The organism is Limimaricola sp., assembly GCF_016125575.1.
In the GTDB taxonomy this organism is placed as follows: domain Bacteria; phylum Pseudomonadota; class Alphaproteobacteria; order Rhodobacterales; family Rhodobacteraceae; genus WGLM01.
On the sequence record NZ_WGLM01000004.1, the window covers coordinates 771,057 to 784,163 of the forward strand.

Consider the following 13,107-nt stretch of genomic DNA (forward strand, 5'->3'; position numbering starts at 1 on the left):
GATAAGACTAGCCCGCGATGACTGGCCAGACCGCCTACAGGACACTGCGTGCCGCCCTGATGCAGCACTTGGCCGCCATTGACGGGCTGCTGGCGTGTCAAGCTTTCGTGCGTCCCGAGGGCGGCGACTGGGCCGAGGCTGCCAGTGTCGGACAGGGCGACCCGAACAACATTGCACCAGTCCTGCAGGCCTTCGACCCCGAGGCGCGTGGCAGCGTGACGGCCATTCAGGGCCCCGGTGGGGCGGCGTGGCTAGCCACCTATGCCTGCGCCGGGCCCGGTCTGGACATGTGCCTGTTGTTCTACCTGTCGGGCATTACGCCATCGGATTTGCAGAGCCGCCTTTACGCAATCGAGGACAAGACAGGCTGGCTGCTGGTTTCGGCCCTGCGTGACGCCGACGAGACCCGCGCTGATGTCACGCTGAGCATCGAGATGGGCGCGGCTGTGCTGCTGGACGCGGCGCAGGCCCGGACCCGCGGTGATCTGGCCGATCAGTGGATCGCCCGGCTGGAACGTGCCTTGGCACCCGATCTTGTCGGCGTCGCCTGGGTCAGCAACGACGCACCAAAGCTGGCGGCGCTGTCGGGCGGCGGGCTGATCGAACGGCAAAGCCGTGCGCGTCGCGCGCTTGAAGACCTTGCCGCCGAAGCCATCGAGGCCCGCAGCAACCAAAGCTATGACCCGTCAGGCACCGGCGAAGACGAGACGCAGACCCCGCTCGATGATACCGTGTCGGACGCGCTGTCGGCGCTGGAGGCGGCCAAGGCATTGGCCATGCCGCTTTACGTGGGCGATCCCTGCCGTGCGGTGGTCGTGGCGCTATGGACCTCGCCCGAGGCCGTTCTGCCGCAACCGGCCTCGGTCGACCTGATCGCGCAGGTTCTGGGCGAATCGCTTGCCATTCAGGAACGCGCCCGCCCGTCCATCTGGCGCCGCCTGCGCAACTGGGCTGGTGGCACCGTGCGGCTGATCTTCGGCAAGCGCGCGGGCAAGATCAAGATTGGCGCGGCGCTGGTTGCGCTGGCACTGGTGGTGATGTCGATCACGCCAACCCAATCGCGCCCCGCATTCGAGGCGCGGATCGAGGCGCGCGATCGTTTCATCGTCTCGGCCCCGTTCGACGGCTTTCTTTCGCAGGCGCCGTTCCAGCTGGGCGACGCGGTGCCGAAAGGCGCCCTTGTCGTGGCGATGGAAGACACCGATTTCCGCCTGCAATATGCCCGCGCGCAAGCCGAGGCGCGGCGGCTGGAGACCGAGATTCAGGCCGCGCGCTCTGCTCGCGATTCCGCAAAAGTCCGCTCGCTCGACGCGCAGGCGCAGCAAACGCAGGTGCAGATCGACCTGCTTGATCAGCAACTCAAACAGGCCAAGCTGACCGCGCAAAACGCTGGCGTCGTGGTGGGCGGCGACGCGTGGCGCCGTGTTGGCGGCCGTGTCCGGCTGGGCGAACCGCTCTTGGAAATCGCCGATCCACAAAGCTTTGCCGTGATGGCTTTCATCGACGAAAGCTGGGTAGCCGAGATTCCGCCCGGCGCTCATGCCAGCCTGCTATTGGCCGCATACCCGCAGACCCCGCTGCCGCTGACGCTGAACACGGTGACGACGGATGCGCAGACCCGTGGCGGCGTGAACACGTTCTCGGCATGGCTAAAGCTTGATGCTGCGCCGCCTGCTGAGCTTCTGGAAGGCATGCGCGGGATCGTGCGGATTGATACCGGGCCAACAACGCTACTTGCCGAATATTCGCGCGGGGTGGTCCGCTGGCTGCGCCAGACGGTGTGGAAATGGAGCTGAGGCAGGGCCCGCGAGATGTCCGGTAGTCTGCGTCACCAGGACTGGTACCTGATCTCGGAGCAGAAGTTTCGCCGCCGCGCCGCCGTGACCTCCACCCATCAGGTGTTTCGCGGCGAGCATTTCCTTGTCATTTCGGACCGGGTCACGGGGCAGAACCTGCGGCTGACCCAACGCGCCGAGACGATCTGGAAGATGCTGGACGGGCGCCGTACCGCGCAGCAGATCTGGGACGCGCTGATGCGGATGACCGGCCCGATCCCGACCCAGGGCGAATTGGTGGAATGGATCATGACGCTGGTCTCGGCCGGGCTGATCCTGTCCGACCATGATCTGGACCCCAAGCACCTGTCCGATCGCAGCCTGCGTCGCCGCAACCAGATGATCGAGGCCCGGCTGTCGGGTCCGCTTGCAATCAAGGTGGCCTTGTTCGATCCCAGCCGCCTGATTCGCGCGCTTTACCCGGCCTTTGGTTGGCTGTTCTCAGGCATGGGCGGCCTTGCCATTATTCTGTTGCTGGCGGTCGCGCTGGTGCTGGCCTTCATGAACGGTGAGGCGCTGCGCAGTGGGGTCGACAGGACGCTTCTGTCGCAGTCGGGGCTGATCGCGCTGGCCCTTGCCTATCCGGCCATGAAGGTGATGCACGAATTGTCCCATGGCTTTGCCGTGCATCGTTTCGGCGGCGAGGTGCGCGAATTTGGCGTGATGTTCCTTGTCTTCTTCCCGGTGCCTTACGTCGAGGCGTCCGAGGCCAGCGCCTTTCCCGACAAGTATGCCCGCATGGTCGTGGGTGGCGCCGGGGTGGTGGCAGAGCTGGTGATGGCGGCGCTTGCGCTTTTCGCATGGTTGCAGATCGAGCCGGGGATCGAACGCGCGATCCTGTTCAACGTCATGGTCATCGGCTCGCTTTCGACGCTTCTGTTCAATGGCAACCCGCTGTTGAAGTTCGACAGCTACTTCGTGCTGTCGGACTGGCTGGAAATGCCCAACCTTGCCAACCGCAGCGGCGCCTACCTGACCGACCTGTTTCTTGGCCGTCTGCTGGGCCTGCGGCGCGAGGTCTTTCCGGCACCGGGCGAGGGCAAGGTGTTGGTCATCTACGGCCTGCTGTCGCTGGGCTACCGGCTGCTGTTGACGGTGACGATCACCCTGATTGTCTCGCAGCTCTTCTTCGTGGTGGGCATCGTTCTGGCACTCTGGGCGTTGATCATGGGCTTTGTCTGGCCGATCGTGAAGATGGCAAAGAAGGGATACAAGATGGCCAAGGCGCAGAACCGCTCGCGCCGGGCGCGGTGGCGGCTTTGCAGTGCGACCGTTGCTGTGGTGGGGTTCGCCGGCTTCGTGCCGTTGCCGTTCAGCGCGACTGGCGAGGGCCAGATCGTCAGTTTGCCGCGGGCCGAGCTTCGGATCGGCAGTTCCGGCCAGATCGCGGGTGATGTCGTGGCCGACGCCACCGTCGTTTCCGCCGGCACGCCGCTTTTGAGCGTGGATAACCCGACCCAGACTGCGCGCGCGGCCACGTTGCGGCTGAACATCGCCGACCTCGAAGAGACATTGGCGCGGGGCGGGCTGGACGTGGCGACGCGTCAGGCCGACGAGCGCGAGCTGGAACTGGCGCGGACGTCGCTAGCCGATGTCGAGGCCCGCGAAGAAGCACGGGTTCTGCGCGCGCCGATGGATGGCAGGGTGGCGTGGGATCAGGGGCGGCCGCCGCTGCAGGGCAGTTTTGTCTTTCGCGGCGACAAGCTGGGCCAGATCGTGGCGCCCGGCGGGCTGGAAATAATCGCCTCTTTCGCGGCGCCCTATGCGGGCTACTTGCCCGACAGTGGCGGACGGGTGCAATTGCGCCTGCCTACGGGCAAGGTTCTTGAACAATCGATCAGCCGGGCACGTGTGATCGACGCGGGTCAGCAGGCGCCGGCGCCGATCCTGAAATCCGCAGGCGGCCGGGTGCCCGAGATGCCCACCGCGCCGGGCAAGGCGCTTGATGCCGCGCTGGTCATCTGGGTCAACCCGGATACTGATCTGTCGGCTTTTGCTGATGCCCGTGTCGCGGCGCGGATCGAACTGCCGCATGCAACGCTGGCCGAACAGGCGCTTTTCTACCTCCGCCGCCTGTTCCTGCGGGTCAACAGGGTCTGACCATGTGGTCGGTATCCGCCCTGCGCCCCTCTACTCCGCTTCGCGCTTTCGCGCGATCGCGGCGCAAGCCGGTGCGCCGCACAATCGATCCGTTGTCGCGGCCCCGGCTTTATGCCGACGAGTGGGTCGGTTGGCGTTTGGCCCGCCGTGGCGATCCTCTGGCTGGCATGGGTGACGCGATCGAGGCGGCGTGGGAAGAGCTTTACGGGCTGGACGACCACACGCTTGATGCGCGCATCCGCGCCAGCCGCGTTCGTGCCGAGGACCTGCTGCGCGCCGAGCGCGGCGCGCCCGCCTTTGCCCTCGCGCTTGAAGCACTGCGGCGGCACGTCGGCTTCGCGCTGCGCGACAACCAGATCGCCTGCGCGCTGGCGCTGTTGCGCGGAGACTGCGTCGAGATGCGCACGGGCGAGGGCAAGACGCTGGCCGCCGGGCTGGCAGCACTGGTCGCGGCGCGGGCAGGCGTCTCGACCCATGTCATCACCGTTAACGACTATCTCGCGCGGCGCGACCATGACCTTTTGGCGCCGGTGGCCGCGCGGTTCGGCCTGCGCATTGCCGTGCTGACGCAGGACTTGCCCGACCCGGACAAGCGCGCCGCCTATGACGTGGATATTCTCTACGGCACCAACAAGACCTTTGTCTTCGATCACCTGCGCGACCGGCGCGAGAAGCGCGTGCAAACCAATGCCGTGCCGCGCCAGATGGGGCAGGCGCTGGCGATCGTCGACGAGGCGGATTCGGTGCTGATCGACGACGCGACCGTGCCGATGATCCTGTCCGAGCAAAGCGATGACCTGCCCGCGCCCGATGTGCGGCTCTTTCATCAGCTTGATGCCTTTGCCCGCGCGGCCCAGCCGGGCGCCGAGCGTGAATTGGACGGCAATGGGGGCTGGCGGCTGACCATCGCGGGGCTTGTCGCGCTGGAAGAGGCCGCGCGCGACTGGTCCCATCCGCTGGCCCGCAGTGACGATCTGGTCCAGCTGGCCGAACAGGCGCTGGCGGCGCGTTACAACTTCCGCAACGGCGAAAGCTACATCGTGCAGGACGAGGCCATCGTGCTGATCGACCAGGCGACCGGCCGGCTGATGCCCGACCGGCGCTGGGGCTACGGGATGCACCAGCTGGTCGAGATCAAGGAGGGGCTGGAGCCGACGACCGAGACGCGCACGGTGGGCCAGATCACGCAACAGACCTTCTTTCGCCAGTATCGCATCCTTTCGGGGCTGACCGGGACGGCAAAGGAATGCCGCAGCGAGCTGTGGGCGATCTACCGATTGCCGGTCGAACCGGTCGCACCCCATGCGCCGTCACAGCTGGATGATCTCGGTCTGACGGTCTGGCCCACCGCAGATGCCAAGTGGCGCCACATCCATGACCGCGCCTGCGCCGTGGCCGAAACACGCGCGGTATTGGTTGGCGTCAACGACGTGATCGAGGCCGAGACGCTGGCCGCCCATTTCGCCGCCTCGGGCCGCGAGGTGGCCATCCTCGACGCGCTGACCGAGGCGCAAGAGGCCGAATTGGTGGCTGACGCCGGCGTGGTGGGCCGCATCACCATTGCCACCCACCTTGCCGGCCGCGGCACCGACATCACGCTGCAGGGCGGCCTGCGCGCCGCTGGCGGCCTCCACGTCATCATTGGCAGCGTCATGGCCTCGGGCCGGCTGGAGCGCCAGCTTTACGGCCGCGCGGGCCGTCAGGGCGACCCCGGTAGTTATGAGCGGGCCATCAGCCTTGAGGATCGGGGGCTGCGCGACGGGGCGCAGACGCCGTGGCGGCGGGTGATGACAGCCGCCTTGCATATCGGGCTGATGCCGACCTTGGCACTGGCACAGATCCAGGCCGAGCGTGACCGGCGCGCAAGGTCGATGCGCAAACAGACCCTTCTGCGCGAACAGGATCTGGCGCGGCAGCTTGGCTATCGTTAGGCTTTCTAACATGATCATCCCCTTCGCCCCCCGCCGCCATTTCGCCGCCCTCGTGCTGGCCATCGCCGGTGCCAGCGCCGTTCACGCGCAGACAGTCCCCGACCCGCTGACCTGCCTGTTGATTCCCGCCCATTCCAGTGACATCGGCAGCGACCGGGGCGGTATCGTGGCCGATGTTCCGGTCAAACGCGCGGACTACGTGCAGGAGGGGCAGGTTCTGGTCCAACTGGACGACAGCCTTGCCAAGGCCGATTTGGAACTGGCCCAGATCAATCGCGACGCGCTGGGCGCAAAGCTTGATCGCAGCACCGCGCTGGTCGACAGCAAGATCATCTCGCGCGACGAGATTGAACAGATGCGCACCGATTTCGCCATTGCCAAGGCGCAGGCGGACCGGGCCGCGCTTCAGGTCTCTCGCGCACAGGTTCTGGCGCCCTATCCCGGCTATATCTCGAAGGTCTACGTCCAGAATGGCGAATTGATCGGCACCCAGCCACTGGTGCAACTGATCGACATCCGGACCTTGAAGGCGGAACTGGTGTTTACCTCCGAGGCCTATGGAAAGATCGCCATCGGCGATACGCTGCCAATCGGCGTTGATCTGGTGAACAAGGTTGTCGACGCCAAGGTGACCGTGGTGGACCCGTTCCTTGATGCCTCTTCGAACACGTTCACGATCACTGCCGAGATCGACAATGCGGATCAGGCGCTGCCGGCCGGTGCCAGCTGCCGGATCGCGCAGTAGGCACCGTTAAAGGGCGAGGCCCGTCAGCAGGTCGTCAGCCGTTGCGGTGAAATAGATCGTCGCGAAGGCGCCCTTCGCGCTGTCCCTGCCACCGGCAAGGTGCAGAAGGTCGGCCGTTTCCGCATGACGGCGCAAATCGGTGGCCCAGTCGCGATCCGGCAGGCCGGCCAATGCCTCCAGCCATGCCCCCCGATCCAGCTCTGCCCGGCGCACCGTTGCAAGCCACGACGAACGCGCCGCGTTCCGCGTGCGCGTGAAGATGCAGGTTTCGGCATCAAGATCGGCCAGCGCGGCGGCAAGTGCCGGCGCGGGCAGGCCGACGCCGGTCATGGAATGCTCCAGTGGCGGCCAGAACGTGCTGTGAGGTGCGATCGGCGTGCAGACATATTGATCATCGCGCAGGCCACCCCCGGGCAGGCCCTTGATGCCACGGTAAAGCACGAAATCATCGAGGTTCCCGGCCTCTACCCGGTTCACCAACAGGTCCCAGTATTGCAGGTAAAGCCTTATCGATGTCAGCCCGCGATTGACCGCGATCCCGATGGCATCGGCACCGCTCAGCCCCGCACGCCAGCGCGCAATGGCGTCTTCGGGCAGTCCCAGCATGGCGGCGGCATCGGCCACTGCCTCGACCCGTTGATCCGGTTGGTCGAAGAAAAGAAGGAACCGTTCCTCGGCCTCGCCCGAGCCAAGAATCGACCATGAACGATCAAAGCTGTCGGCCAGCGGCATCAGTGCGGCGATGGCCGCCTGCCCATCGATTGTCCTGTCCTGCACTTGCCCGTCCCTTTGTTCGGCTGCGCCAAGCGGCAGTCTGGCCCGGCTGTGCTGCGGCTTCTATGCCCGAAGTGACACAAGGGGTAAAAAAGGTTTGCTTGATGCGACTTTCGGATAGCGCGTCCGGCAAACCCCGGGCTAGCTTGCCTCCAACTCGCCACCGTCTGCGTGCTGCCGCCGCAAACCTAAATTTCGAAACGAGTCCAAGTTGATGACTGATTCCGCCGGAGCGATTCGCGCCAGCCTTTTTGCCCTTGCCGTCGTTGTTGCGCCCGTCGTTGCGGCCGCCCAGCAAGACCCAACGGTTGCCGCCGCCCCGACCGATCCGAACGAGGGATTGTTGGGACAATTCAGCGCCCGGCTGGCCTATAATTCGGAATGGGGCCCGATCCTCGGTCTAGGCTTCACCTCGAACCGGTTCCTCGGTCAGAACCAGAAGTTCTCGTTCTCGGGCGAGGTCAGCAAGGACAGCAGCCGCTATGCCTTTGCCTACGACAACCCCGACATGTTCGGCACCAATCCGGCCTTCAGCCTTGGCATTTACCGCAACGCCACGCAGGCCAACGACATCTTCACTTTCGATACCGTCAGCTATGGAATCGAACCGCGGGCGACGTGGCAGCTGTCGGCTGACCGGTCGCTGACAGTCTTTGCTGGCTGGTCGCGCGACACGGTTGAAAACCTCGTCGCTGGCGGTTCGGCGATTCTGGCCGCGGATCTGGGCGACCGGACCCGTGGCGCGTTGGGCCTTCGGTTCCGGCAGCAATTCGAGGGCGGCAGCTTTGCCTTTTCGACGGAGTATGATTCGGCCTCGGACGATTCCCGCTTCGTCAAATCACTGGCGAGCCTCTCTTACCGCTGGCAGCCGGATGGCGGTGCCGTTGTGATCGATTCCGGCGTCAAGGCCGGCACCATTGCGATGTCGCAGGGCAACTCGAACGTGGGTGACCGGTTCTTCCTTGGGGCTGACGCGGTGCGTGGCTTTGCTTTTGGCGGTTTTGGTCCACGCGACCTGAATGCGGGCAATGCGGCGCTGGGCGGCAACAACTATGTCGCAGCGCGAATCGACGCCTACTTTCCAAAGCTTTTCTCGCAGGTCGACTGGTTTATTCCCGGCGTCTTCCTAGACGTGGGTAGTCTCTGGGGCCTCGACAACGTCAATGGCGGCCCGGCCGGTGCAAATCCGGTCGATGACAGCCAGATCTGGCGGTCCTCGGTCGGCCTGTCGATGCAGTTCCACGTTGGCCCCGGCGCGCTTCGCGTCTTCGTCGCCAATCCGATCAACCCGCAGAGCTACGATCAGACCCAGAACGTGCAGGTCACATTCGACGCCCGGTTCTGAAGGTAAGCAGCGGTCAAGCGCACGTCACGCACAGCGGCAACGCCCCTGTGCGTGACAGGTTTATTGGGCCGCAAACATCGGCAATTTCGCCAGATCTTCAAGGGGAATGGTGGAGCCTAGGGGGGTCGAACCCCTGACCTCTTGCATGCCATGCAAGCGCTCTCCCAACTGAGCTAAGGCCCCATTCCGGGGCGCCCGTCGCCGGGCGCGTGACGCTGTCTAGTGAGCGGCCCGGGCGAGATCAAGAGGAAAATCCTGCCCCGCCTGGCAAATGCGTCAGTCGTCGTTGGCCGGCACGTCGGTGAGGTCTTCGAAGGAAACCTCGTCGTCGTCCTCGTCATCTTCGAGAACCTCGTCGCCGAGATCGACATCATCCTCGTCATCATCATCGTCAAGCACAAGATCATCGACTTCGGAGACGGCCTTCAGCTTCTTGGACTGGGCGTCTTCGGCATCGGCCACCATCGTGCGGGTCTTGGAGGTGTCGATATTGACGACCTCGCCGGTGTAGGGGCTGACGACGGGTGTGGCGTTGAGGTCATAGAACCGCTTGCCCGTGGTCGGACAAAGGCGCTTGGTTCCCCATTCGGGATTGGGCATGGGATATCCCCTTGGCGTTGGATGGACCCTTGCGGGCAATCGGGTTCCCCTGCCATAGCTCGGAAAGGCTGTCAAAGGCTTTGGCAGGGAATGGTGAGTCTGGGGCGCATATGAGCCTGCACATGCTGAAAGGCAACCCCCCGATCGCGGTCACCTTGCGCCGCTCGGCGCGGGCGCGCCGGCTGACGCTGCGGGTGGGGCAGGCGGATGGCCGCGTCACCCTGACGCTGCCGCACCGCCTGCCCGAGCGCGAGGCGCTGGCCTTTCTCGTCAGTCGCGAGGGCTGGCTGCGCGCGCGCGTCGGCGAACTGGCCCCGGAGCACCTTGTGCGTCCCGGCGGGGTCCTGCCGCTGGAGGGGCAAGAGGTGCCCGTGCGGCGTGGCGAAGGGCACCGGACGATGTTGCGCGAGGGCGTCCTTTGGCTACCGCCCGGGCCCGCGGCGCCGCGGATCGCGGCCTTCGTCAAGCTGCGCGCGCGCGACAGGCTGGCCGCTGCCGCCGATCGCCATGCCGCCGCGCTGGGTCGGCCCTACCGGCGGCTTACCCTGCGCGACACACGCTCGCGCTGGGGCTCCTGCACCATAGCGGGCGACCTGATGTTCAACTGGCGCCTCGTGATGGCGCCACCCGAAGTGCTGGACTATGTCGCGGCGCACGAAGTGGCGCATCTGGCCGAGATGAACCACGGGCCCGCCTTCTGGGCGCTGGTGGCGCGGCTATTCCCGGACCATGCGCAGGCCCGCGCCTGGCTGAAGGCGGAGGGCGCGGCCCTGCATCGCATCCGCTTCGGCGATTGACCGCGCGCGCCAGCGTGATCACATTAGTGCCATGCTGCTTCAGACCCGCCCCACCGATTCCGCCGGCGCGCTCGCCCATGACCGGGTCTATCGCGCGCTGCGCAGCCGGATCATGCATGGCGAACTGGCGCCCGGCATGGCGCTGACGCTGCGCGGCATCGGCAAGATGTTCGACGTTTCGATGACCCCCGCGCGCGAGGCCGTGCGGCGGCTGGTGGCCGAAGGCGCGCTGTCGCTCTCCTCCTCAGGCCGCGTCGCGACGCCGGAACTGTCGAACGAGCGGATCGAGGAATTGGCGACGCTGCGCGCCCTGCTGGAACCCGAATTGGCCAGCCGTGCCCTGCCGCGTGCCCATTTCGCCCTGATCGACCGGCTGGAGGCGATCAACGCCGGCGTCAGCCAGATGGTCGCCCGGCATGATGCGACTGGCTATATCCGGATGAACCTCGAATTCCACCGCACACTCTACCTGCGCGCACAGGCCCCGGCAATGCTGGCGATGACCGAGACGGTCTGGTTGCAACTCGGCCCGACGATGCGCGCGCTCTACGGACGGCTGAAGCGGACTGATCCGCCCTATCACCACAAGCTGATCCTCGCCGCGCTGAAGGCGGGTGACGATCCGGGGCTGCGTCTGGCCGTGCGCACCGACGTGACGCAGGGCCTGCGGATGTTGAAGGGGTAGGGGGCGCTGCCCCCCGTCCGGCTGCGCCGGCCTCCCCCCGGAGTTTTTTTGACCAAAGAAGGCGTTAAGGGCTCGTTAAGGTTAACGCGCCCGACTTGCCGCTTCTTTGGTCCGGAAAACTCCGGGGGTGAGGGCCGAAGGCCCGAGGGGGCAGCGCCCCCTGCGCGGCCTCAGGAATGGATCGGCCCGTCGCCGCAGGCGAGCGCCGCCTCGCGCACCGCCTCGGAATAGGTCGGATGTGCGTGGCAGGTGCGGGCCAGATCTTCGGCCGCGGCGCCGAATTCCATCGCCACGCAAATTTCGTGGATCAGGTCGCCCGCCGCGGGGCCGATGATATGGGCGCCAAGGATGCGGTCGGTCGCATTGTCGGCAAGGATCTTGACGAAGCCGTCGCCGGCGAAGTTGGCCTTGGCGCGGCCATTGCCCATGAAGCTGAACTTGCCCACCTTGTAGGCGCGCCCGGCCTCTTTCAGCTGTTCCTCGGTCTGTCCCACGTTGGCGACCTCGGGGTGGGTGTAGATCACGCCGGGGATCACGCCGTAATTCACGTGGCCCGCCTTGCCCGCCAGTATCTCGGCCATTGCCATGCCCTCGTCCTCGGCCTTGTGGGCGAGCATCGGGCCGGCGATCGCGTCGCCGATGGCGTAGATGCCGGCTACGCTGGTGGCGTAGTGGGCGTCGGTCTCGATCTGGCCGCGCTTGCTGAGCGTCACGCCAAGGGCATCGAGGCCCAGCCCCTCGGTATGCGGTTTGCGCCCGGTGGCGACCAGCACCGCGTCGGCCTGAAGCGTCGTTTCGCTGTCGTCCTTGCGCAACTTGTAGGTGACGCTGGCCTTCTTGGCCTTCACCGTGGCCGATTGCACCGCGGCGCCCATCACGAATGTCAGCCCCTGCTTTTCCAGCAGGCGCTTGAAGGTTTTCTGGACCTCGCCGTCCATGCCGGGGGTGATCGCGTCGAGATACTCGATCACCGTCACCTCCGAACCGAGGCGGCGATAGACAGAGCCAAGCTCCAGCCCGATCACGCCCGCGCCGATGACGACCAGCGATTTCGGCACGCTGGACAGCGCCAATGCGCCGGTGGACGTGACGATCACCTTTTCGTCGACCTCGACCCCCGGCAGCGCTGCCGAATCCGAGCCTGTGGCGATCACGATATGCTTGGCCTCGTGAACCTCGTCGCCCACCTTGACCTTGCCGGCGGCAGGGATGCTCGCCCAGCCCTTGATCCAGTCGATCTTGTTCTTCTTGAACAGGAACTCGATGCCCTTGGTGTTCTGGCCGATGACGTCGTCCTTGTAGGCCAGCATCTGCGACCAGTCGACGGAGGGCGATTTGCCCTTCAGGCCCATCGTGGCGAAGTTGGTTTCCGCCTCGTGCAGCATGTGGCTGGCATGCAGCAGCGCCTTGGACGGGATGCAGCCAACATTCAGGCAGGTTCCGCCCAAGGTCTCGCGTCCTTCGACCACGGCGGTCTTGAGGCCCAGCTGGGCGCAGCGGATGGCACAGACATAGCCGCCGGGGCCGGCGCCGATGATGATGACGTCATATGTGGACATGGCATTGGTCCTTTCGGTAGCGGGGGAGGGCGCGATGCCCGCCGGCCTGTGGCCTTCCCCCGGGGATATTTATGGCCAATCGAGGCCTAGAATACGAGGGCAGAGACAATCATGGCCAGAGTGGCAAGGAAACCCACGAACCAGATGATCGACCGCCAGGGGGCAAGGCCGAACCCGTAGGCGGGAACGTAAAGCAGGCGCGCGACGAGGTAGGTCCATGCCATCGTGCCGGAAAATCCGGTGGTCTTGTCGCCCAGAACGCAGACGACCACGGCCAGCGTGAATAGGATCAGCCCCTCGAAATGGTTGTTCATCGCGCGCTGCATTCTGCCTGCAAGGCCGGTCAGCGCGACGGGTGCGTCGCGCGGCCCCATCGCCACCCTTGGGCCCACCTGCAGGTTGCCCAGCACGGAATATACCGCGTATTGCCCGGCCTGCAGCAGGCCGGCCAGTGCGAGAACTGTAAGTTCCGGGGTCATCGCGGCCTGCCTTAAACGGTCTTGAGGAAATGCGCGGTGAAGGTGCCGCCAAAGCCCGCCTCTCGGTCGAGCCAGCTTTGCGCACGGGGGCGGTCGGCCACCTCGAACAGGCAAACGACGCGGGCCGGTTCATCGGCCCCACGCCACATCTGCAGCAGCGTCAACCCGGCCAGCCGCCGTGCCTCGGCCTCGTCCGCGAAGGCGGATTTCCACCCGGCAAAGTCGGTCGTCTCGATTTCGCACAGGAGGTGGGTCAT

General features: G+C 65.7%; 12 protein-coding genes and 1 tRNA gene. 7 read left to right on the forward strand and 6 right to left on the reverse strand.

What is annotated here, in order from left to right; genetic code table 11:
- The first annotated feature begins 17 nt into the window (after positions 1 to 17).
- The 4 genes from GC146_RS10645 to GC146_RS10660 all read left to right on the forward strand — a co-directional run bounded on the left by GC146_RS10645 (position 18) and on the right by GC146_RS10660 (position 6,611).
- Positions 18 to 1,796, forward strand: a complete 1,779-nt coding sequence (locus GC146_RS10645; protein ID WP_291837965.1) for an efflux RND transporter periplasmic adaptor subunit — start codon at positions 18 to 20, stop codon at positions 1,794 to 1,796.
- Positions 1,797 to 1,811: 15 nt separating this feature from the next.
- The gene (locus GC146_RS10650; protein ID WP_291837968.1) at positions 1,812 to 3,935 is read left to right on the forward strand and encodes an HlyD family efflux transporter periplasmic adaptor subunit; all 2,124 of its coding nucleotides are present in this window, start codon (positions 1,812 to 1,814) and stop codon (positions 3,933 to 3,935) included.
- 71 nt (positions 3,936 to 4,006) lie between these two features.
- On the forward strand, positions 4,007 to 5,866 hold the full coding sequence (locus tag GC146_RS10655) for a DEAD/DEAH box helicase (RefSeq protein ID WP_291837971.1): 1,860 nt from the start codon (positions 4,007 to 4,009) through the stop codon (positions 5,864 to 5,866).
- Between the two features lie 10 nt (positions 5,867 to 5,876).
- On the forward strand, positions 5,877 to 6,611 hold the full coding sequence (locus GC146_RS10660; RefSeq protein WP_291837974.1) for an efflux RND transporter periplasmic adaptor subunit: 735 nt from the start codon (positions 5,877 to 5,879) through the stop codon (positions 6,609 to 6,611).
- Between the two features lie 6 nt (positions 6,612 to 6,617).
- Here the strand turns inward: GC146_RS10660 and GC146_RS10665 are convergent, their stop codons facing one another.
- On the reverse strand, positions 6,618 to 7,388 hold the full coding sequence (locus tag GC146_RS10665) for a hypothetical protein (protein ID WP_291837975.1): 771 nt from the start codon (positions 7,386 to 7,388) through the stop codon (positions 6,618 to 6,620).
- Between the two features lie 211 nt (positions 7,389 to 7,599).
- On the opposite strand from GC146_RS10665, the gene GC146_RS10670 reads away from it, so the two are divergent.
- A complete protein-coding gene (locus tag GC146_RS10670; protein WP_291837978.1) occupies positions 7,600 to 8,730 on the forward strand; it encodes a BamA/TamA family outer membrane protein in 1,131 nt (376 codons plus the stop codon).
- A 107-nt stretch (positions 8,731 to 8,837) separates the two neighbouring features.
- On the opposite strand, the gene GC146_RS10675 is transcribed toward GC146_RS10670, so the two are convergent.
- Positions 8,838 to 8,913: transfer RNA gene (locus GC146_RS10675), tRNA-Ala, on the reverse strand.
- Between the two features lie 93 nt (positions 8,914 to 9,006).
- Positions 9,007 to 9,330: a TIGR02300 family protein gene (locus tag GC146_RS10680; RefSeq protein WP_291837981.1), complete on the reverse strand. Its 324-nt coding sequence runs from the start codon at positions 9,328 to 9,330 to the stop codon at positions 9,007 to 9,009.
- A gap of 110 nt (positions 9,331 to 9,440) precedes the next feature.
- On the opposite strand from GC146_RS10680, the gene GC146_RS10685 reads away from it, so the two are divergent.
- The gene (locus GC146_RS10685; protein ID WP_291837984.1) at positions 9,441 to 10,127 is read left to right on the forward strand and encodes a SprT family zinc-dependent metalloprotease; all 687 of its coding nucleotides are present in this window, start codon (positions 9,441 to 9,443) and stop codon (positions 10,125 to 10,127) included.
- A gap of 31 nt (positions 10,128 to 10,158) precedes the next feature.
- The gene (locus GC146_RS10690; RefSeq protein WP_291837987.1) at positions 10,159 to 10,812 is read left to right on the forward strand and encodes a GntR family transcriptional regulator; all 654 of its coding nucleotides are present in this window, start codon (positions 10,159 to 10,161) and stop codon (positions 10,810 to 10,812) included.
- Between the two features lie 170 nt (positions 10,813 to 10,982).
- Here GC146_RS10690 and lpdA read toward each other — a convergent pair whose 3' ends face one another.
- The 3 genes from lpdA to GC146_RS10705 all read right to left on the reverse strand — a co-directional run bounded on the left by lpdA (position 10,983) and on the right by GC146_RS10705 (position 13,107).
- Positions 10,983 to 12,371, reverse strand: coding sequence for a dihydrolipoyl dehydrogenase (gene lpdA, locus GC146_RS10695; protein ID WP_291837990.1), 1,389 nt, complete (start codon positions 12,369 to 12,371; stop codon positions 10,983 to 10,985).
- 86 nt (positions 12,372 to 12,457) lie between these two features.
- Positions 12,458 to 12,850, reverse strand: a complete 393-nt coding sequence (locus GC146_RS10700) for an MAPEG family protein (protein WP_291837993.1) — start codon at positions 12,848 to 12,850, stop codon at positions 12,458 to 12,460.
- A gap of 11 nt (positions 12,851 to 12,861) precedes the next feature.
- Positions 12,862 to 13,107, reverse strand: coding sequence for a hypothetical protein (locus tag GC146_RS10705; RefSeq protein WP_291837996.1), 246 nt, complete (start codon positions 13,105 to 13,107; stop codon positions 12,862 to 12,864).

Coding starts and splice junctions, on each gene's coding strand:
- GC146_RS10645 (WP_291837965.1), top strand. CDS start 18: ATGACTGGCCAGACCGCCTACAGGACACTGCGTGCCGCCCTGATGCAG.
- GC146_RS10650 (WP_291837968.1), top strand. CDS start 1,812: ATGTCCGGTAGTCTGCGTCACCAGGACTGGTACCTGATCTCGGAGCAG.
- GC146_RS10660 (WP_291837974.1), top strand. CDS start 5,877: ATGATCATCCCCTTCGCCCCCCGCCGCCATTTCGCCGCCCTCGTGCTG.
- GC146_RS10670 (WP_291837978.1), top strand. CDS start 7,600: ATGACTGATTCCGCCGGAGCGATTCGCGCCAGCCTTTTTGCCCTTGCC.
- GC146_RS10680 (WP_291837981.1), bottom strand. CDS start 9,330: ATGCCCAATCCCGAATGGGGAACCAAGCGCCTTTGTCCGACCACGGGC.
- GC146_RS10685 (WP_291837984.1), top strand. CDS start 9,441: ATGAGCCTGCACATGCTGAAAGGCAACCCCCCGATCGCGGTCACCTTG.
- GC146_RS10690 (WP_291837987.1), top strand. CDS start 10,159: ATGCTGCTTCAGACCCGCCCCACCGATTCCGCCGGCGCGCTCGCCCAT.
- lpdA (WP_291837990.1), bottom strand. CDS start 12,371: ATGTCCACATATGACGTCATCATCATCGGCGCCGGCCCCGGCGGCTAT.
- GC146_RS10700 (WP_291837993.1), bottom strand. CDS start 12,850: ATGACCCCGGAACTTACAGTTCTCGCACTGGCCGGCCTGCTGCAGGCC.
- GC146_RS10705 (WP_291837996.1), bottom strand. CDS start 13,107: ATGACCCACCTCCTGTGCGAAATCGAGACGACCGACTTTGCCGGGTGG.